The sequence below is a fragment of the Streptomyces sp. NBC_00873 genome, from assembly GCF_045207415.1.
In the GTDB taxonomy this organism is placed as follows: Bacteria; Actinomycetota; Actinomycetes; order Streptomycetales; family Streptomycetaceae; genus Streptomyces.
On sequence record NZ_CP108803.1, the window covers coordinates 7,814,504 to 7,833,659 of the forward strand.

The following is a 19,156-nucleotide window of genomic DNA, read 5'->3' on the forward strand; positions in this document are numbered from 1 at the left end:
TATGCGTCTGCGGCAGCGGTTTGCACACCGCCCTCGCTCACGGCAGGCCGGTGACGCCCTGCTGGCATTTCCGCTGGGTTTGATTGTGGCGATCGTGCTGACCGACGTGCTGGCCCCGCACGGGTTGCCGCTGGGCCCGTCGCTGCTGATCGTGGCGCCGGCGCTCACCGCGTCCTTCACCTCCACCCTCACCACCGGGGCGATCGCCGCCCTCGCGGTGGCGGGCATGCTCGTCATCGGCCTTCAAGGCGGCCACCTGATGGGGGGCACGATTTCCTTCGGCTCGCAGATCATCGCCCTGCTGGTGATGTCGGTGATGGTGACCGTCTTCCGCTATCTGCGCGCGCGGCACGCCCGTGAGCTGGCGCTGGTGCGCACGGTGTCGGAGGCCACGCAGCGGGTAGTGCTGCGGCCACTGCCGCGCCGGATCGGCCCGCTGCGGGTGGGATCGGTCTATCTGGCGGCGCAGGAGCAGTCCCTGATCGGCGGCGACCTGTGCGCGGCCATCCGCACCCCCACGGGCACCCGGCTGCGTTTGACGACTTTGAGGGCGAAGGCGAGTCTCTCGCGACACCAGTCGACGATCGAGCCGGTGTAGCCGCCGTCCGCCCAGACGCGTGGGGCTCAAATACGGGATTCGGCCCTGGCTATGGCGGCGGCCGTCGCCGAGGGCACCACGGTCATTTCCGGTGCTCGCGAGCTGCGGGCGAAGGAGAGCGACCGGATCACGACGACCGTGCACATGCTGAGGGCGTTCGGCGTGCGCGTGAGCGAGACTGAGGACGGCCTGGTCATCGAGGACGGAACCCAGCTTCACGCCGGCGTTGTCGACGCCTGCGGTGATCACCGGATCGCGATGACGGCGGCGGTAGCCGCCGCATGCGCGGCCGAGGGCACCAGCGAGATCCAGGGCTGGGACGCAGTGGCCACCAGCTACCCGGGATTCGCCGAGCAGCTCGTGCGGTTGACCGGCGTGGCCGTCGAGCCCGGTGCGTGACCATCTCAGATGCGGGCACTGGCTGGCCCGCCGCACTCTCTTTTGTGTCTCTGGGGCGGCGGGCCGGTGTGCACGGTTCTCTACCAGGTGTAATTGTGGTGGTCGAGCTCTGCGGCGTACGCGGTTTCGACAGCCGTCCGGGCCAGCTGCGTCGCCGCCCAGCAGGGTGTCGAGGGCATTGCCCCCGTCCGAGCGGAACCGCTCCGTGTCTCGGTACGTGGCCGTGACGTCCGCGTGGCGGGTCAGCACCCAGAACCCTGGCCGGGAGCCGCGTCCCGGCTGCCAGTGGACGGGATCATGCGTCCTCAGATGCCGCCACACCCCGGAGGTCGTGCTCCGCGTGCAGCGCTGGATCGGTGAGATCCAGCTCCAGCAGGTCCAGCTCCGCCGGATTGCTCATTGCCCTGCCGTCCCTTCAGTCGTACGGCGTCCCGTGGCCCGGTCCGACAGCACCTTGCCGATGGAGGCGAGCGGAGCGGGATCCAGCATCTCGTAGTGGCCGCACGCGATGTCGCAAGACGATAGCCGCCCACCGCCGAATGCCTGCCAGGTGCCCAGGTCGCCGCCTGGGTCGTCCGTCGCCGCCCGGAAGTGGAGGATGTCCGCTCAGGGGAACCCGGGGGATGTCGCACACGCGACGGCGGCGGGCGCGGGCCGCGCTGCTTGTGGGACCAGACCGAGGCTGTGCGCGCGGAATGTTGGTCTCGGTGAGCCGCCCGCCGACGCCTTCGGGCTGGCCGGGAGACCTCACGGCCAGGACGTCTGGCTGCACCAGCCCGATCGCGTCATGTGAGGCGTTGATCCCCGCTGAGACCGCCAGGATTCAGGGCAACCAGAAAACTCTTCGTCTCACCTCGTCTCACACATCTCTCACAGACGAGAGCGCACGGGAGCACACGAGAGCCTCTGACCTGGACAATTGCTGTCGCCACGGACCACGGCGGACCAGGTGGACATTACATAGGCTGGGGACTATGGCCTACGAGATTCCGGTGACGCAAGCGCGAGCTGAACTCGCCGAACTGATCAACCGCGTCGTCTACGGCGGCGAGCGAGTCGTGGTGACGCGGCACGGAAAGCCGCTCGTTGCGCTCGTCTCGGCCGCTGACCTGGAGCGACTTGAGAATGACGCGGCCGTTGGGGAGGAGCAGGTGATCAGCTCGGTCTCCTCGATCGGCTCTGCGGCGTCCGCTCCGGGCGAACGGCGGCGCTTCGGCATCGCGGCGGAACACCGGGGACAGCGCGAGGGGGGCAACTGACCGCCCCTGCACGCAGAAGCCGTGCATTCCCGTCCGCTACGGCGGGGGGCGCACGGCGGCCGTGACGGTGGGGCTCAGCCCGCCAGGGCCGGCTCCGGCGTGCTGGGTGCCGGGACCTCCGGCGCCGGCCTCCGGCGAGAACGGCCGTCAGTCCCAGGGCCACCCAGACGGCGAGCGTCAGTTGGCGGTCTGCGGCCGGCCTGGGCGGAGCTGGTCGAGGTGTACCGCGACACCGGCATGCTCGCCGCGGATGTGACGTCCGACCATGTGGCCCGCACGCTGATCGCCACCGCCCAGGGGGTTCGTCGCGCAGCTGGCGATGTTCGGGGACGCCGCGCCCGAGGTGCTGGAGGACGGCCTGCGCGGGCTGATGTCCAGGCGGCCGCCCGGATCACCGCCGTCCTCGACGGCCGCGGCGCCACGGCCCTTCCCGTGCTGGAGAGCGACGGGCCGCTCGCCCTGCGCAGGACCAGGGCCACCACCGCCCCGTACGCCCGCGTCACCGTCGTCGGCGCGATGAGCGCACCGCTGGGCGGCGACCGGCTGTCCCTCGCTGTGCGCGTCGAGGAGGGCGCCCGGCTCACGGTGGACTCCGCCGCGGCCACCGTTGCGCTGCCAGGACCCGGGCGGATACCCCAACCCGCCTCGTACGACATCGCGTTGACCGTGGGGGAGCGGGCCGTGCTCAACTGACTTCCGGAGCAGCTCATTTCCTCGTCCGGCAGCGATCTGCACATGACCACCCGGGTCGAACTCGCCGCCACGGCACGGCTGGTGCTGCGTGAGGAGCAGATCCTCGGTCGGTACGGCGAGTCCACCGGCACTCTCGGCGCCCGCCTCACCGTCCACCGTGCCGGTCGTCCGCTGCTCGACCAGGAGGTGGCGTACGGTCCCGGGGCGCCCGGCGGCTGGGACGGCGGGGCCGTACTCGGCGGCCATCGCGGTCGGTCAACTCCTGGTCGTGGACCAGCATTCGAGGATGAATGCCCCGAGACGCGACTGCTTGGGCCGACCGCCGTACTCACCCGTCTCGCCGGCCCCGGGGTGCTGGTGACCGCCGTGGCCCCCGATGCCCGACTGTTGCGTACCGTCCTGGACGGCGCCCTGGACGAGCTGCTGGACGCCGGACGCGAGTGAACACCGCTCAGCGGGACACGGGACTCCGGTTATCGATTCGGTAAAGAAGTGCGTGTACAGCCTGTTCCTAGGAACCCCATGGACGACAGGATCCGCGGGAGGACCCGATGTGAACGGCGCCGCTACCTGCGGCGCTTCAGACAATGGGGGAGGTTCCACTTGAGACGCACAGCAGTGCTCGGCTCGGCCGGCACTCTGATCGCGGGCACGCTCATAGTCGGCGCGATAACCGCACCAGCAGCCACAGCCGAAGGCCGCCACCACAGCGGTTCGGAGGCGCGCGGCGTCCAGATCGCCGCCGCACGGGCGGCCCACGCCGGCATCGACTGGAAGGACTGCCCGGCCGACTGGGCCCTGCCCACCGCTGTTCGGTGCGGCTGGGTGACCGTTCCGCTCGACTACGCCAAGCCCGACGGCAAGCAGATCAAGCTCGCGGTCGACCGGCACGTCAGCACCGGCACGGAGGAGGAGCGACAGGGCGCGCTGCTCTACAACCCGGGCGGCCCCGGTGGTTCCGGGCTGCGTTTCCCCACCCGGATCACCAATAAGAACCCGCTGTGGACGAAGACCGCGAAGGCGTACGACTTCGTCGGCTTCGACCCCCGCGGTGTCGGCCACTCGGCGCCGATCTCCTGCGTCGACCCGCAGGAGTTCGTGAAGGCCCCGAAGCCCGACCCGGTACCCGACAGCGAGGCCGACAAGCGCGCCCAGCGCAAGCTCGCCGCCGAGTACGCGGACGGCTGCGCCGAGCGCAGCGGCGACATGCTGCCGCACATGACCACACCGAACACCGCACGCGACCTGGATGTCATCCGCGCCGCGCTCGGTGAGGAGAAGCTCAACTTCCTGGGCGTCTCCTACGGCACCTACCTCGGGGCGGTCTACGGCACGCTGTTCCCGGATCACGTCCGGCGCATGGTCGTCGACAGCGTGGTCAATCCGGCGAAGGACAACATCTGGTACGAGGCCAACCTCAACCAGGACATCGCCTTCCAGAAGCGCTGGGACGACTGGAAGGCATGGGTCGCCCAGAACGACGCGGCCTTCCACATCGGTACCACCCCTGCCCAGGTGGAGCAGGAGTGGCTGAAGCTGCGTGCCTCGGCCAAGAAGAACCCGATCGGTGGGGTCGTCGGACCCGCCGAACTCATCGGATTCTTCCAGAACGCGCCGTACTACGACTCCACCTGGGCGCTCGTCGCCCGGACCTGGAGCGACTACCGGGCCGGCGACACCCAGGCGCTGGTCAAGGCCGCGGGCCCCAACATGTCGGACCTCGCGGGGAACGCCTCCTCCGAGAACGGCAACGCCGTGTACACGGCCGTCGAGTGCGCGGACGCCAAGTGGCCCACCAACTGGCAGCAGTGGGACCGCGACAACACCCGGCTGCACAAGGACTACCCGTTCATGACCTGGGCGAACGCCTGGATGAACCTGCCCTGTGCGACCTGGTCGGCCAAGCAGCAGACCCCGCTGGAGGTCAAGACCGGCAAGGGCCTGCCGCCGGTGCTGATCGTGCAGTCCACGCGTGACGCCGCCACCCCGTACGAGGGCGCCGTCGAGCTGCACAAGCGTTTCAAGGGTTCGCGTCTGATCACCGAGAAGGACGCCGGTTCGCACGGCGTCACGGGCCAGGTCAACCCCTGCATCAACGAGCGGGTGGACACCTACCTGCTCACCGGGCAGACCGACGGGCAGGACGTGACGTGCACCCCGCACGCCACGCCGAAGCCGTAGGCGACTGAGTGACGGGGACGGGCGGCCGGACAGGAACCACCGGCCGCCCGTCCTCCCGTACGAGGACCGTTCACACCCCCCGGTCGTACCGCTCCAACCAGGCGTCCTCCGCCGAGTAGTCGAAGAGGACCTCGCCGTACGCCCGCAGCATCGCCGGGAAGGCGTCCCGCCAGTCCCGTCCGTCCAGCCGCGCGGCGAGCCACTCCACGGTCTCCGGCAGCGACTCCGCATAGCCGGTCACCGGCCGGTAGCCGATCTCCTTCTCGGCGGCCGTCATCTCGTACACGATGGGATGGGCACTGCTCCACGGCGTCTCGCCCACGTGCCCCGCGGGAGGCGGTCCGTCCACCAGCACCGTCTCCGTCTCCAGGCCCAGCACGCCGTCGATCGCCGACGCGATCTCCGCGACCGTGGGCGCCTGCGGATCGCCCGCGTTGAGCACCCGCGATCCGGGCCGCAGGGCGGCAAGCCTGATCAGCTCGGCGATATTGGACACATGGACCGGATGGAACCGGCTCGCACCATGGTGCGCGAGCACCCGGCACCTGCGGCCGTCCAGGAGCCGTTTCACGAAGTACAGTTCGCGCGGGGAGCGGCAGTACGGGCCATGGATCGCACCGGCACGCAACAGCGTCACCGGCAGGGCGTCACCCGCCGCCAGCAGATCCCGCTCCAGCCGGATCTTCCGGGTCCCGTACGTGGCAGCGCCCGGTGCCACCGTGGCCTGCGTCTCCGGGATCGGCAGCGGGTACTGCGGCGCGCCGTCGGGCTCGCCCTGCGTGTCGAAACTGCGGCCGCGGTCGTCCTCGTACACCGCGCCGCTGGAGATGACGACGGCCGAACCGATCCGGTCGGCGAGCCCGGTCAGCTGCCGGGCGTGCTGCTCGCCGTACGCCACCATGTCGACCAGCACGTCGCACCCGTCGCCCAGCGCCACGGCGAGTTCCCCCTCCTCGTCGCGGTCGAGGGCGACTGTTCGTACCTCATCGGCCCATCGCTCGTCCCGGCCGCCCGCGCGCGAGGCCGCCGTCACCTTCCAGCCGTCCTCGGCGAGCGCCCGCACGGCCACCCGCCCGATCTGTCCCGTTGCTCCGAGAACCCATGCGTGTCCCTTGCTCATGAGGTGCACGCTAGGTGGTGGCCGGCCCGTCGGACCATGGGAGTTCGCGCGTCGCGGATTCGCCGTCAGCGTCGCCGTTTCGGGAACTTCTTTGCCTGCTCGGCCTGTTCGGCCTTCACCTTGGCCGCGTACTCGTCGACGTACTCCTGGCCGGAGAGCCCGAGGATCGCGTACATGATCTCGTCGGTGACCGCCCTGATCGCCGCCTTCTGATCCTCCATGCCCGCGTAGCGGGAGAAGTCCAGCGGCTCACCGAAGCGGATGGTGACCTGCTTGATGCGCGGCACGACCCTGCCGGGAGGCTGGATCTCGAACGTTCCGACCATCGCGCACGGCACGACGGGCACCCGCGCCTTGAGTGCCATGACCGCGACACCGACCTTGCCCTTGTAGAGCCGGCCGTCGTGCGAACGGGTGCCCTCCGGGTAGATCCCGAGCAGTTCGCCCTTGCTCAGCACCCCGAGCCCTTCACGGATCGCGGCCTGCCCCGCGTCCTTCCCGGACCGGTCCACCGGAATCTGCCCGGCGCTGCGGAAGAACGCGGCAGTCAGCCTCCCTTTGAGGCCCGGGCCGGTGAAGTACTCCGCCTTGGCGAGGAAGGTGATGCGCCGTTTGATGATCGCGGGCATCAGGAAATGGTCGGAGAACGACAGATGGTTGCCGGCGACGATGGCCGCACCCTGCTCCGGGATGTGCTCCAGTCCCTCGATCCTGGGCCGGAACAGCAAGCGCAGCAGCGGCCCCAGAATGACGTACTTGAGCACGTAGTAGAACACGGGGCGGCTCCTAGCTCTGCCGGATCGGCTCCAGGGCTGCGTTCTGCCAGGTCGGCGGAGATCTCAGGGAGGACAGCCTATGTGCAGCCGGCGTCACGTGTAACCGTCTTCGGGCAGGTCGATGCTGATCCTCTGCTGACCTCACTGACGAGGTGTCAGCTCGGGCGCCGCGTTGGAGTCGGTGCGGGCCGGGGTCGGTCCGACCGCGGCCGACGGATTGCTGCTGGTGCCGCTCGGCTTCCAACTCGCCGTCGTCATCGCGTTCTACGGTCTCGACGAACGCGGCGTGCACGTACCGGATGCTCCGGACGATCTCCAGCCGCTCGACCAGCGGGATCATCGGCCGCCTGCCCTTGGCCCGTTCGGCCATCTCGTCCGAGACCACGCCTGCCACCAGGCAGTCGCACTGGGCACGTGCGTGGCGCAGGATGTTCAAGTGCCCGATGTGGAAAAGATCGTATGCGCCCGGCGCGTAGCCCACGCGATGCGCCTTGCTCAATGGCACAGATGCCCCCCGCGATCGATGATGTCCCCCTGTGCGCACTCCTTTGCGGGGGGGGGGGGGGGGGGGGGGGGCGGACTTTGACGATAGCGTCCATGCTCGGTGCAGGAAGGGTGAACAATTGGGGTGCGTCCTGGTTCACTGCCGAGCAGCGCGTGGGACCGGGGGTCCCGTAAGGCGCGAACACACAGGGGAGGCCGCCGAGGCGGCCGGGGGGAGGGTTTCGTCGCGTGACACACACCCACGACGAGCGTCGCAATCGGGACGGGAGCGGGACTGCCCGCGCAGCGGCCTCCGTGCCGCGGCAGCGCACCACTCAGCCGGACGTCACTGCAGTTACTGACGAGGAGGGTGAACTCGCCCCGTATAGACGTCGGTTGCTCCTGGTGTCCACCAACTACGCGCCCGAGCACACGGGTATCGGCCCGTACGCCACCGGCATTGCCGAGCACTGGGCGAGCCGCGGACACGACACCCACGTCCTCGCCGGGCTTCCACACTACCCGTCCTGGCGCCTCGACCCCGCCTACGGCAAGGTGTGGCGGACCACCGAGCAGCGTGCCGGGGTCACCGTCCACCGTCGTCGGCACAGCGTCCCGGCGCGACAAAGCGCCCTGCGCAGAGCCTTGTTCGAGGGTTCGATCCTCGCCCACGGTCTCGCCGCTCCGCCCCGCACCGGGCGCGTCGACGCCGTGCTCGCCCAACTGCCCAGCCTCGCCGGGGGAGTGCTCGGCGCCCGTATCGCCGCCCGGCACCACGCCCCGTACGTGCCGGTCGTGCAGGACCTCATGGGGGCCGCCGCCGCACAGTCCGGCATCCAGGGCGGCGGCCGCGCCGCTGAGCTGGCCGAGCGTGCGGAGTCGTGGGTGCTGCGACGGGCCACCCTCGTCGGCGTCATCCATGAGACGTTCGTCGAGCGGGTGGGGGCCATGGGCGTTGATCCAGGACGCATCCGCCTGGTTCCCAATTGGTCGCACATAAACGCTCCTTCGGCGCCCCGTGCCCGCACCCGTGAGCGCCTCGGCTGGCGGCCGGAGCAGACCGTGGTCCTGCACTCCGGCAACATGGGCCTCAAGCAGGGGCTGGACGTGCTGGTGGAGGCGGCCCGCCGCGACCCGGCCACCCGGATCGTGCTGATGGGGGACGGCAACCAGCGCCAGTACCTCACCCGCCGTGGCCTCGGACTGCCCAATCTGGAGTTCCTGCCCCCCGCCGCAGATGCCGACTTCCCCGACGTGCTGGCCGCAGCCGACGTGCTCGCCGTGACCCAGCGCGCCTCCGTCCTCGACATGAGCGTCCCCTCCAAGCTCACCTCCTATTTCGCGGCCGGCCGCCCGGTGGTCGCCTCCGTCGCCGCCGAAGGCGGCACGGCCCGCGAGGTGCTGCGCTCCGGTGCCGGAATGCTCGTGGAACCGGAGAATCCCGATCAATTCCTGTCAGCAGTGCGTAGACTCGTCGAAGATCCGGCGATGGCCGACGAGTTGGGCGCTGCGGGGCCGCGCCATGTGACTGCTCGTCTGTCACGGGCAGCAGGTCTTGCGCGGATCGACGCGCTGATCGACGAGGCTTTGGGGGGTCTTGGCAGGTGAGCGACGCACACGTTCCCGTCCGGGGGGAGGACGAGCCGGAGCAGTTGCGCGAGCAGTTCCGTCAACTGCTGCGCTACCGCTGGCTGATCGGCGGCGGCGTCGGCGTCGGGCTGCTGGCCGGGGCCTGGCTCGGCATCACCGGCGCCGAAAGCTACGCCGCCACCACCGACATCGTGCTTCGTGCCCCCACCGGTGACCCCTTCGCACCGACCCTCTCCAGCGACAAGGCGATCAACATGGGGTCCGAGCGGCAGACGGCGCTCAGCCGCAAGGTCGCCGAAGGCGCCGCGAAGCGACTCGGGATGGGCGCGGACGAGGTCGACCGGCTCCAGCACGGGCTCCAGGTCACCAACCCGCCGCAGACCCTCGTCCTGCACTTCACGTACAACGCCTCCGACCCGAAGGAGGCGGCGCGGCGCGCCAACGCCCTGACGCGGTCCTACGTCGACCTGCGCAGGGAACAGTGGGAATCCGTCCGGGGTTCCATGCTCAAGAGCCTGCAGGACCAGCTCGATCCCGTCGCCAAGCAGAACGACGAACTCTCCCAGCGAATCAAGGGACTGTCCGACGGCTCTGCCGCGGACTCCGCCTACGCGGTGCAGGCCAACCTGCTCAACCGCATCACCGACCTGCGGAGCAAGATCACCAGTCTGAAGGCGCTCGACATGACGCCCGGCAACGTGATCCGCGACGCCACCGTCCCCACCTCGTCCGACGGGCCGGGCCTGCCGCTCTCGCTCGGCCTCGGCGGCGGCGTCGGCGTCGGCCTCGGCCTGCTCGGCGCCTGGGTGCGCCTGGTCTTCGATCCCGCGCCGCGCTCGGCCGGTGACGTGGCCCGTGCGGTGCGCGGTCCCGTCCTCGGCGCGCTGCCACGCGGCTCGGCAGGTGCCCTGGTGGTCGGCCGCACCGACTCCCGGGCGGCAGAGGAGTACCGCTCGATCGCCTTCCGGCTCGCCTACGACGAGAGGTTCGCCGACCGGCGCCGCCTGCTCGTCGTCGCCCCGCGCGGTTCCATGGAGTCGAGCGTGGCCGTCGCGGTCAACCTCGCCGCCTCCTTCGCGGAGACCGGCAAGAACGTGCTGCTCGTGGAGGCCGATCTGCGCACCCCGTCTCTCTCCGAACGGCTCGACGTGTCCACCGCGTCCCGGCCCCGCTGGAGCCGCGTCCCTGAGCACACGGAGGGTGAGTGGCCCGGTCGCGGCCAACTCATGGTCGACGCGGCCGAGTCCGGGTCCTTCGGCCTCGTCCCCGGCGAGCGGGTGCGCAATGTCCCGCGCGCGCTGACCTCCGCGGCCACAACCCGGCTGATCGCCGAGGCCGACGATCCCGATGCCACCGTCGTGGTCGTCGCCCCGCCCGTCCTCGCCTACGCCGACGCCCTCGCTCTCGTGGACCGTGTCGACGGGGTGCTCATCGTCTGCGACCCGCGCACCGTGCACCGCGCCGACCTGGTTCGCATCCGCGAGCTGATAGTCGGTGCGGGGGGCACCGTGCTCGGTGCGGTGACGCACACCGAGTCGCGCCGGGGCGCATCGGCGAACGCCGCCCGCCGCGGTAACCGGCACCGCGAGCCCAGGAGCTCGGCAGCCCGCCCCGCTCCGTCCAGCACCCGCCCCGAGCCCGGGCGACACCTCGACGGCGACGGCGGCGACACGGTGGCTCTGCGCACCGTCCGCTCGGGGGACCGGTGACCGCCCCGGGGGAGCAGCCGCCGACATCCGACCCGCCGCGCGTATCGCGGCGTTCGACGGCTGTGTTCGCCTCCGTGCTCGACCAGGCGGCATCCAGTCTCACCAACATCGCCGTGCTGGTGATCGCCGCCCGTGACTCCACCGTGCACGGGTTCGCCACCTTCTCGATGGTCTACCTGACCTTCACGGTCCTGCTCGGCCTCAACATGGCGTACGTGGGCCAGGCCGTCGTCCTCACCCGGGGCGACACCGGGGCCGCCTGTCGGTCCGCGGTCTCCTTCACCGCGCTGGCCGCCACGGCCGTCGGCGCCCTGCTTGCCGCCGTCGGCGCGGTCACCGCCGTCGTCACCGACGGCTGGGCCGGGCCGGGCGGAGCCTTCCTCGCCCTGGGGCTCGTCCTGCCGCTGGTGCTGGTGCAGGACGGGCTGCGGTACGCGTTCTCCACCCTGCGGCGCCCTGGCCTGGCGCTGGCTGCGGACAGCCTGCGCCTGGTGTGCGCGGTCCCCGCGCTGCTGCTCCTGCCCCGGCATACCGCGCCGGGGCTGCTCGTGGCCGTCTGGGGACTGTCGGCTGTGCCGGCGCTGCTGCTCGGCCTGCGCCTGCTGTGGCCCCATGTGCGCGGCGCCCGAGCCGACCTGCTGCCCTATGTGCGCCGGGGTCACCTCGGACAGCGCTTCGTGGTGGAGTTCGCCGTGGGCAACGCCTCCAGCCAGCTCGCCGTGCTGGGCCTCGGGCTGTTCGCCGCCCCGCTGGCGGTCGGAGCGCTGCGCGGGGCCACCACGCTCTTCGGCCCGCTCAACGTCCTGTTCAACTCGGTCAACGCGTTCGGGCCGCCGCTGCTGGGCCGTCTCAGAGGCCGCCGGGCCACCGCCCGCGCCGCCGCCGTGCTCGGCCTCGCGCTCTGCGCCGTCGGGCTCGCCTGGGGACTGGTGCTCTACGCCCTGCCCGACAGTGTGGGACGTCAACTCCTCGGCGCCACTTGGCAGTCGGCTTCCGCGTTGCTGCCCGCCTCGGGTGCCCAGTACGCGGTGATGGGCCTGGGTACCTGTGCTCTGGTGACCCTGCGGGTGCTCAGCCCGCGCGCCACACTGTCGGTGCAGGTGGTGTTCTCGCTGCTCTCGGTCGTCCTCATGCTCGGCGGATACCTGCTGAGCGGGTCGGCGCTGGGCGCGGCCTGGGGACTGGCCGCGGGTTCCGCGCTGAAGGCGGTGGCGGCCTGGACACGCGTTGCCCGCCCGCGCGCGGAGGAGCGGCCTACGGCCGCTCCCGTCCCGGCTGTCCCCACGGGCTGAGAGCCGGCAGGATCTGCCCGGCCGTCCCTGTTCAGCGCAGCCCGGTCGCCCGGTCCTGCCGGAAAGTGGTGATCAGCGCGATGCAGCACGCCGCGATCGCCACACGCCCCGACGCCTGCAGCAGAGGCCCCCGCAGCAGGATGAAGGAGTACCCGGCGACCAGGGGCACGGTCAGCGCGATCAGGCTGCCCGGCGGGGCCCGGCGCACCGCCCGACGCGCATAGCGGTAGTCGACCCGCGCCGCCGCGTACCCCAGGGCCACGAACCCCGCCGTCATGCCGACCGGGCCGAAGTCGATCCACAACTCGGCCCACACGGGAGACGAGAGATTGGTGTTGGTCGCCCCCATCCACTGGCCGATCACCACGCCGGTGTCCATCGGCTTGCCCGGCCACAGCGACCGGGGTACCGCGAACAGTACCGAGCCAGCCAGTTGGCGACCGTAGGTGTGGCCGCGCTTCGACTGCACGTAGGTGATGGTGTTCGCGAACATGCCGACCTGGTCGTAGTCCTTGAGGGCCAGCGGCTCCAGGGGTGAAGTTGTCTGGAACGGACGGTAGTTGGCGTCGTCGTAGCGGAACCGGTCCGCGAACGGAAAGACGATCAGCGCCATCACCACGCCCAGGCTCAGCGCGATCCGGTACAGCGTGGCACTCACCGGGAAGACGGTGAACAGCAGTGAGAAGAGGACGGTGAGGAACCAGAAACGCGGATTGGAGATCGGGTTGTTGACCACCGCGTTCAGCGCGGCCAGCGCCAGCCACACGGTGATGATCACCATGGAACGGCGGGCCCGCCGCGAGGTCACCAGCCACCGCGTGTACACCAGCCAGGCGATGAGGGCGGGCACGGTGCCGAAGCCGCGCACGATGGCCTGGCCGGCCTGCGAGTCCGCCTGGGAGAGTCCCGCTTCCTCGACGCTGCTGGTGATCTCCTGGCGGCTCGTGAAGAAGACCGCGGGGCCGCCCAGTTTGACCACAAGGAGCGCCGAGCCGGCGAAGGCGACAAGTGCCAGTAGGTACAGGCGGCGGCGGTGCACCAGCGCCGGGCGCAGCCTGTCGTCCCGCTCCCGGCCCGGCCGCTGGCGGGCCAGCAGCGAGCCGATGTCGAAGGCGACACAGCCGATCAGGACGAGCGAGACGGCCTCGGTCAGATCGGTGCGCGCCCCCACCACCGGGGTCGGTGTGCGTCCGAGCACGGCCTGGGCGAGCGGCGCCACCCCCATCGCCATGTAGACGAACAGCCAGAACGAACCGGCGAGCAGCTTGCGGCGGCTGGTGAGGATCATCGCCGACAGCCGGGTGCCCGCGTACATCGTCAGCACCAACTGCATCCACAAAGCGGAGTCGCGCAGGCCCGTGCCCGGCTGGACCAGTACCAGCAGCGGCAGGAACGCCGAGAAGCCGAGCACGAGCGGGACCGACAGCGCGCGTGAGAGCAGCGTGCGCGGTGAGAAAAGCGGCACGGCGGTGCGCTCGGGCGAACTCGGCTCCGGCGACCCGATCGCCGTCGTGCTCCGGTCCGTTTGCTGCGTCATGGCGCCCCCGCCCCCGAAAAAGATCCCCGCCGCAGTGTATCGACGCCGCGCCTGTGGTGAGCGGACAGCTACTAGAGTGTGGCGAAGTAGCGTCTGGAAAGGCGCCGTTGGGGGGATGGATCGATGCGTGATCTCCCGGCCTTCACACTGGCCGGATACGACAAGGGGCGTGGCAAACTCGTCCAGGCGCTCTGGTTCGCGGTGATGAACACGGTCTTCATGGCATGGTTCACCCCGGCCCGGGTCAGGGCGGCCCTGTTGCGCGCCTTCGGCGCCGAGATCGGAACCGGGGTGCTCATCCGTCACCGCGTGCGGGTGCTGTGGCCGTGGAAGCTGACGGTCGGCGACCACACCTGGATCGGCGAGGGGGCGTGGATCCTCAACCTGGAACCGGTCACCCTCGGTGCCCATGTGTGCGTGTCGCAGGAAGCCCTTCTGTGCACCGGCAGCCACGACCATCGCGCCGCCGACTTCCGGTACCGCAACGCGCCGATCACCGTGGACGACGGCGCCTGGATCGCCACCCGTGCCACCGTCCTGGCCGGAGTGAAGGTCGGCCGCTGCGCCGTCGTCGGCGCCGGGGCAATCCTCCACAAGGACCTGCCCGAACTGACTCTGCACACCGCCGACAACCGGCGCCGAACCGTCGAGGAGCCGGCGTGAGAGTGCTGCACGCGGTCACCCTGCACAGCACCACCCACGCCTTCGGCGGCCCGGTCCGGGTCGCCCTCAATCTCTGCCAGGGCCTGCGCGAACGCGGACACGACGCCCGCCTCACCGCCCTGGCCGACGGCTTTCAGCGGCCGCTGCCCGAGGCCGTGGAGGGCGTGCCCGCCCGCCTCCATCAGGCGCGCAGGGTTCTGCCGTTGGGGTTCAGCGGCCTGACCTCCCCGTCGCTCCTCGCCGGCGCCCACCGCCTCGTGCGGCGGGCCGACGTGGTCCATGTACATCTCGCGCGCGACCTGGTGACGCTACCGGTGGCGCTCGCCGCGCTGCGCGCCGGGCAGCCCCTGGTCCTGCAGACGCACGGAATGGTCGACCCGAGCGAACGGCTGTCGGCCCGGCTCCTCGACGCGGTCGCGGTCCGCAGGGTGTTGCGCGGCGCCGCTGCCGTACTGCATCTCACCACGCACGAACTCCGGGATCTGCAATCCGTGGTGGGCGGAGCGGGCCTCGACCGAGCCGTCCGCCTGGTCAACGGCGTTCCCGCGCAGCCAGGGGGCACGGCACCCCAGGGGCCGCCGCGCATCCTGTACGCGGCCCGGCTGCAGGCCCGAAAACGCCCCGTCGACCTGGTGGACGCGGCGCCCGCGATCCTGGCCCGGCACCCGGAGGCGACCTTCGTCGTGGCCGGGCCGGACGAGGGAGAACTCGCAGCCGCGCGGCGGCGGATCGACGAGCTGGGACTGGTGGGGAAGGTGAGCTGCCCAGGGCCGCTCACCAAGGCGCGCATGGCCGAGGAACTGCGCCGGGCGCACGTCTACGTGCTGCCGTCGGTGGACGAGCCGTTCCCGATGTCGGTCCTGGAGGCGATGGCCGTGGGCACCCCGGTCGTGGTGACCGACTCCAACGGGCTGGCCCGCGACGTGGACCGGTCCGGAGCCGGGCGCGTGGTGACCGGCCCGGACGGCATCGCCCCTGCGGTGCTCGACCTGCTGGAGCCGTCCGTGCTCCGGTCCGCGTCGGCGGCGGCCCGCAAGCTCACCGCCGGGACGTTCTCCATGGACGCGGTCCTGGGCACGCTGCTCGACGTGTACGAGCGGGCCTACGCGGGAAGCCAGGCGTAGCAGCCCGACGAGACGAACGTACGGGTCCCGGCCGGGATTTTCGCGGTCACCTTCTCCGTGTTGCCCGGACCAGGGCCGGAGGCCAGCACCTTGTCGCCCGCGCCCAGCGCCTTCCAGGTGCAGCCCCCGGCGGTGGTCAGCGCCCGGTACGTGTCCGGCTCCGGTTTCCTGCGCGTGCCGTCGGCGAAACCGGTCGCGGCGGCGTCCAGCAGGGGCTTCTGCTTCGGGCACAGCTGGTTGATCGCGTCGTCGGCGTCCGGCACGTCCCCGGCGATGAGCGCGCCGATCGCGGCGTTCTTGTCGTGGACGGCGGTGCGCTCGATGCGCTGGCAGGCCTCCTGGCCGACCTGGAGCACGGCGGCCGGGTCCATGTTCGCCGGTACCCGGCCGTGCAGGTACTTCTTCTCCTTGGCGGTGAAGGAACCGGTCGCCGGGGTGAGCTTCGCGTCGGGCAGGGCCGGGCCCTTGGATGGTGTCGACGGGCCCTCGGAGGCGGGGCTCGCCTGGTCGTCGGGCACGGCGGCGGCCTGGTCGTCGGAGATGCGCTGTGTGGGCTTCGGCTTCGCCTCGGTGCCGCCCTCCGAGCTGCAGCCGGCGAGCGCGAGGAGCGCGGTGAGAGCGACGGCGCCGGCGGCGCCGCCGCGCCGAAGAGGCCGAAGAGGCCGAAGAGTACGAGTGTGCATGGTGGCTCCTGCGGCCCCAGTGGGCCAGGGTATGGATGCGGGCCCACACAGAGGTGCGGGCCCGAGCGGGTGTGCGGGGCGCCGGTCCGTGGCCCGGTGCCCCGCACGCGGGGACGCGGTGAGGGTTACGGCGCCCCGAAGGTCAGCACCAGCTGCGGGGTGTTCTCCGCGGCCGACGCCTCACTGGACCACAGCCACAGCGCATCCGTCCCGGTGCTCGTGAGCGCCAGGTCGTAGCTGCCGCCCAGGGCCGGGGAGAGCGCCGTGGTGTCGAGCGTCGCCGAGTAGACCGTCGAGAGGTCGGTGGCCCCGCTCAGGGTGCCGACCACGGTCGAGGACACAGCGGGTTTGGAGGCGTAGGTGGTCCCCGCCTCCGTCCAGCTTCCGGTGACCGGCCGCACGGAGATGTCGTCCGTGCTGCCCGCGCTGCTCAGCGTGGTGGTCTTCACCGCGAGCCGCGCGCTCTTGAGCTCCGTCCCGGCCGGGGCCGTCGGCAGGTCGAAGCGCAGATACGTCTCGTACGCCGCGCTGCCGCGCACCGCCAGCGAGGTGGAGGTGCCATAGTTCGTGCCGGTGGCACCGGCGTTGACGTACGTGTCGTCCGAGGCCCGGACGGTCTGCACGCTGTCGGCCGGGGCCGAGGCCAGGGTGTGGTGGCTCTGCACCTGGGCCGCGCTCAGCACCGACGGGTAGATGGCGGTCTCGTCGATCTTCCCGGCGAAGTAGTTGCTGGAGGGCTGGTTCGGCCAGCCGTTGAGGTTGTCGCCGCCGACGTGCCAGTAGCCGCTGTAGCTCTGGCTATTGGTCTCGGCGAGCGTGCCGATCCGGGTGCCGTCCACATACAGTGCCATCCCGGAGGATCCCTGTGTGGCGACGACGTGGTGCCAGGCGTCGTCGTTGTAGGCGGCGGGCGAGGTGATGGTGCGGGCGGTGCCCGTCCACACGCCGAAGACCAGTCGGCCGTCGTTGCGCATGTAGACGTGCTTGTCGTAATTGCCGCTGGGCCGCGTGGTGTTGTTGCCGAACCCGACGAGCTTGCCGCCGCTGTTGGTGGTCGTCCTGAACCAAGTCTCGATCGAGTACTGGCTCGGCACCGTGGTGCGCTTGTCGCTGTAGACGATCTGGTCACTGCCGTCGAAGCCGATGGCTGTGGACGGACCGGTCACGGCAGCCGGGGTCTGGCGCAGCGAGGGCCCGTTGAGGTGGATGCCGTTCTGGTCACCGGGTGAGGTGTCGCCGACGAACGGGGTGGCGGACTCGTTGTAGCGCCAGTACAGGTTCGCGCCGTCGTCGAGTACATTCGCCGCGTACTTCTGGGCGGAGGTCGGTACCGTCACCGTGGCCGCGGCGGACAGCGCGGAGGTGTTGCCCGCGCCGTCGGTGGCTGTCACCCGGTAGCTGTAGGTGGAGCCGGCGGTGACGTTCTTGTCGGTGAACGACAGCTGCGGGCGCGACCACTCCACGGAGTCGCCGTCGACCGTGTACACGGGTGTGGAACCACCGTTGCGGTAGACCTTGTACGTCAGCTTGGTGTCGTCCGTGTCGAGGCCGGCGCGCCAGCGCACGTGGGCCTCGGTCGGCTTGACGGACTCGGCGCTGACTGACGGCACCGTCGGCGCACCGGTGTCCGGGGAGGCCGCGAAGCGCGTCAGGCCCTGGGCCGCCGAGCCGTTGACGGTGGTGAACTCGCCGCCGACCCACATGTACTTGTTGTCGGAGGCCTCGGAGATTGTCATGGTTCGCGGGCCGATACCCTCGCCCAGACCGTCGTTGGTGTCCGGGAACCAGCCCAGCTTGTTGGTGCCGGTGGTCGGCTCCGCGAGCAGGTGGTGGCGGCGCCCGTCGGGGAACTCTCCGACGCTGGAGCAGTCGTGCGCGTGCGAGGCGCTGTAGAGCACGTCCTGGTACGACTTGACGGCCTGGGTGGCGCCCAGGCAGGTGTCGCGCCAGCGCTGGTCGAGCGTGGACAGGTCGAGCGCGATGCGGCCGTCGAAGACGCCGCCGCCGGTGCCCTCGTTGCCGGTGTAGAAGCCCGTGGCGTCGGTGTCGAGCGCCTTGACCACCGAGTTGGTCTCGATGAACCCCGGGTAGGTGCGGACGTTGTCGCCCGTGGTCGCGTCGACGACGGCCAGGGCGTGCGAGTTCGCGCCGTTGACGGTGAAGAAGTCACCGCCGAGGATCACGTTCTGGCCGTCCGGGGTGACCGCGACGGCCCGGCCGGGCTCGTCGACGTCGGCCTGGAACGGCTTGACCGCGCCGCTGGTGGCGTCCACCGCCGCGTACCGCGCGTGCGCGCTGCCGCCGACAGAGGGAAAGTCGCCGCCCAGGTACACGGTGTCGTCGGTGACCGCGAGCGCCCGGACGGTGGCGGAGACGCTCGGGTGGAAGGCCGCCTTGGGCGTGCAGGTGGCGATGTCGATGGCGGCGAGGCTGCTGACCTGCGTGCCGTTGACCGCGCCGAAGTAACCGGCCGCGTACAGCGTCTTCTTGTCCGGCGAGACCGCGAGCGCCCGTACGGTCGCGGTGCCGCTGCCGATGGTGAAGGACAGCGTGCAGGAGGTGGGGTCGCCGGTCGCCGCGTCCAGCGCGACGAAGTTCACCGCGTTCTGCGCGGTGCCGCTTCCTCCGTCCGGCGGACGCACCTGCGAGAAGGTGCCGCCCGCGAAGACCGTGCCGTGCGCCTCCGCCAGGGCCCACACGATGCCGTTGGTCTGCCAGGTCGGCAGGTCGTCGGCGGTGAAGGCGATGGGCGGGGTCAGCGCGGCGGCCGGCTGTGGCAGGGCCACCAGGCCCAGGCCCGCCGCGGTGGACAGGACGAGGGCGGCGCTGAGCCCTCTGGATCTTTGCATGTACCCCCCGGCTTCCGGGCCCGGTCGCGGGCCCTCTGCCTCGACGAGCCCGCCGGTGTCCCCCGGATCCGAACGGGCTGCATGAACGTGTTTACTCGCGAACCATACGAGTACATGACACGCGATGGAGCGCACTTGGCTCATCTAGTAGGAAATTCCGGTGTGTTCGTGATGATCCCGTGCATCCCGGACGTCCCCAC

15 protein-coding genes and 2 pseudogenes are annotated in these 19,156 nt (G+C 70.9%); 11 read left to right on the forward strand and 6 right to left on the reverse strand.

The window, feature by feature from the left end:
• Nucleotides 1–94 precede the first annotated feature (94 nt).
• The 6 genes and pseudogenes from OH809_RS36090 to OH809_RS36115 all read left to right on the forward strand — a co-directional run bounded on the left by OH809_RS36090 (nucleotide 95) and on the right by OH809_RS36115 (nucleotide 5,130).
• Nucleotides 95–598, forward strand: a complete 504-nt coding sequence (locus OH809_RS36090; protein WP_406516055.1) for a hypothetical protein — start codon at nucleotides 95–97, stop codon at nucleotides 596–598.
• Between the two features lie 51 nt (nucleotides 599–649).
• Complete coding sequence (locus OH809_RS36095) at nucleotides 650–997, forward strand: hypothetical protein (RefSeq protein ID WP_406417206.1); 348 nt, start codon at nucleotides 650–652, stop codon at nucleotides 995–997.
• Between the two features lie 974 nt (nucleotides 998–1,971).
• Complete coding sequence (locus tag OH809_RS36100) at nucleotides 1,972–2,256, forward strand: type II toxin-antitoxin system Phd/YefM family antitoxin (RefSeq protein WP_406417204.1); 285 nt, start codon at nucleotides 1,972–1,974, stop codon at nucleotides 2,254–2,256.
• A 189-nt stretch (nucleotides 2,257–2,445) separates the two neighbouring features.
• A pseudogene (locus OH809_RS36105) lies at nucleotides 2,446–2,641 on the forward strand (TetR/AcrR family transcriptional regulator); the annotation flags it as partial.
• A 5-nt stretch (nucleotides 2,642–2,646) separates the two neighbouring features.
• Nucleotides 2,647–3,393: pseudogene (locus OH809_RS36110) on the forward strand (urease accessory protein UreD).
• A 159-nt stretch (nucleotides 3,394–3,552) separates the two neighbouring features.
• Nucleotides 3,553–5,130, forward strand: coding sequence for an alpha/beta hydrolase (locus OH809_RS36115; RefSeq protein WP_406417202.1), 1,578 nt, complete (start codon nucleotides 3,553–3,555; stop codon nucleotides 5,128–5,130).
• A gap of 70 nt (nucleotides 5,131–5,200) precedes the next feature.
• Here OH809_RS36115 and OH809_RS36120 read toward each other — a convergent pair whose 3' ends face one another.
• The 3 genes from OH809_RS36120 to OH809_RS36130 all read right to left on the reverse strand — a co-directional run bounded on the left by OH809_RS36120 (nucleotide 5,201) and on the right by OH809_RS36130 (nucleotide 7,525).
• On the reverse strand, nucleotides 5,201–6,250 hold the full coding sequence (locus OH809_RS36120; protein WP_406516056.1) for an NAD-dependent epimerase/dehydratase family protein: 1,050 nt from the start codon (nucleotides 6,248–6,250) through the stop codon (nucleotides 5,201–5,203).
• A gap of 65 nt (nucleotides 6,251–6,315) precedes the next feature.
• A complete protein-coding gene (locus OH809_RS36125) occupies nucleotides 6,316–7,026 on the reverse strand; it encodes a lysophospholipid acyltransferase family protein (RefSeq protein ID WP_406516057.1) in 711 nt (236 codons plus the stop codon).
• Between the two features lie 10 nt (nucleotides 7,027–7,036).
• Nucleotides 7,037–7,525, reverse strand: coding sequence for an adenylyltransferase/cytidyltransferase family protein (locus OH809_RS36130; protein ID WP_406516058.1), 489 nt, complete (start codon nucleotides 7,523–7,525; stop codon nucleotides 7,037–7,039).
• Nucleotides 7,526–7,911: 386 nt separating this feature from the next.
• On the opposite strand from OH809_RS36130, the gene OH809_RS36135 reads away from it, so the two are divergent.
• The 3 genes from OH809_RS36135 to OH809_RS36145 all read left to right on the forward strand — a co-directional run bounded on the left by OH809_RS36135 (nucleotide 7,912) and on the right by OH809_RS36145 (nucleotide 12,100).
• On the forward strand, nucleotides 7,912–9,117 hold the full coding sequence (locus tag OH809_RS36135; protein WP_406424782.1) for a glycosyltransferase: 1,206 nt from the start codon (nucleotides 7,912–7,914) through the stop codon (nucleotides 9,115–9,117).
• Nucleotides 9,114–10,808 carry a lipopolysaccharide biosynthesis protein gene (locus OH809_RS36140; protein WP_406516059.1) on the forward strand — a complete coding sequence of 565 codons (1,695 nt, stop codon included), beginning with the start codon at nucleotides 9,114–9,116 and terminating at the stop codon, nucleotides 10,806–10,808. The genes OH809_RS36135 and OH809_RS36140 overlap by 4 nt, the downstream gene beginning before the upstream one ends.
• A gap of 74 nt (nucleotides 10,809–10,882) precedes the next feature.
• Entirely contained in the window at nucleotides 10,883–12,100 is a 1,218-nt protein-coding gene (locus OH809_RS36145) for a hypothetical protein (RefSeq protein WP_406516060.1), read from the forward strand.
• 31 nt (nucleotides 12,101–12,131) lie between these two features.
• Here OH809_RS36145 and OH809_RS36150 read toward each other — a convergent pair whose 3' ends face one another.
• Nucleotides 12,132–13,637 carry a hypothetical protein gene (locus tag OH809_RS36150; protein ID WP_406516061.1) on the reverse strand — a complete coding sequence of 502 codons (1,506 nt, stop codon included), beginning with the start codon at nucleotides 13,635–13,637 and terminating at the stop codon, nucleotides 12,132–12,134.
• 123 nt (nucleotides 13,638–13,760) lie between these two features.
• Here OH809_RS36150 and OH809_RS36155 point away from each other — a divergent pair, with 123 nt between their 5' ends.
• Nucleotides 13,761–14,300, forward strand: a complete 540-nt coding sequence (locus OH809_RS36155; RefSeq protein WP_406417191.1) for a WcaF family extracellular polysaccharide biosynthesis acetyltransferase — start codon at nucleotides 13,761–13,763, stop codon at nucleotides 14,298–14,300.
• A complete protein-coding gene (locus OH809_RS36160; protein ID WP_406516062.1) occupies nucleotides 14,297–15,424 on the forward strand; it encodes a glycosyltransferase in 1,128 nt (375 codons plus the stop codon). The genes OH809_RS36155 and OH809_RS36160 overlap by 4 nt, the downstream gene beginning before the upstream one ends.
• On the opposite strand, the gene OH809_RS36165 is transcribed toward OH809_RS36160, so the two are convergent.
• Together OH809_RS36165 and OH809_RS36170 are read right to left on the reverse strand one after the other, a co-directional pair.
• Nucleotides 15,403–16,107, reverse strand: a complete 705-nt coding sequence (locus OH809_RS36165; RefSeq protein WP_406417187.1) for a hypothetical protein — start codon at nucleotides 16,105–16,107, stop codon at nucleotides 15,403–15,405. The genes OH809_RS36160 and OH809_RS36165 overlap by 22 nt on opposite strands.
• A 125-nt stretch (nucleotides 16,108–16,232) precedes the next feature.
• On the reverse strand, nucleotides 16,233–18,956 hold the full coding sequence (locus tag OH809_RS36170; protein ID WP_406516063.1) for a LamG-like jellyroll fold domain-containing protein: 2,724 nt from the start codon (nucleotides 18,954–18,956) through the stop codon (nucleotides 16,233–16,235).
• Between the last annotated feature and the right edge of the window lie 200 nt (nucleotides 18,957–19,156).

What these genes read in the sequence shown, in the direction of transcription:
- OH809_RS36165 (WP_406417187.1), bottom strand. Translation starts at nt 16,107, where the DNA reads ATGCACACTCGTACTCTTCGGCCTCTTCGGCCTCTTCGGCGCGGCGGC.
- OH809_RS36155 (WP_406417191.1), top strand. Translation starts at nt 13,761, where the DNA reads ATGCGTGATCTCCCGGCCTTCACACTGGCCGGATACGACAAGGGGCGT.
- OH809_RS36120 (WP_406516056.1), bottom strand. Translation starts at nt 6,250, where the DNA reads ATGAGCAAGGGACACGCATGGGTTCTCGGAGCAACGGGACAGATCGGG.
- OH809_RS36150 (WP_406516061.1), bottom strand. Translation starts at nt 13,637, where the DNA reads ATGACGCAGCAAACGGACCGGAGCACGACGGCGATCGGGTCGCCGGAG.
- OH809_RS36100 (WP_406417204.1), top strand. Translation starts at nt 1,972, where the DNA reads ATGGCCTACGAGATTCCGGTGACGCAAGCGCGAGCTGAACTCGCCGAA.
- OH809_RS36095 (WP_406417206.1), top strand. Translation starts at nt 650, where the DNA reads ATGGCGGCGGCCGTCGCCGAGGGCACCACGGTCATTTCCGGTGCTCGC.
- OH809_RS36170 (WP_406516063.1), bottom strand. Translation starts at nt 18,956, where the DNA reads ATGCAAAGATCCAGAGGGCTCAGCGCCGCCCTCGTCCTGTCCACCGCG.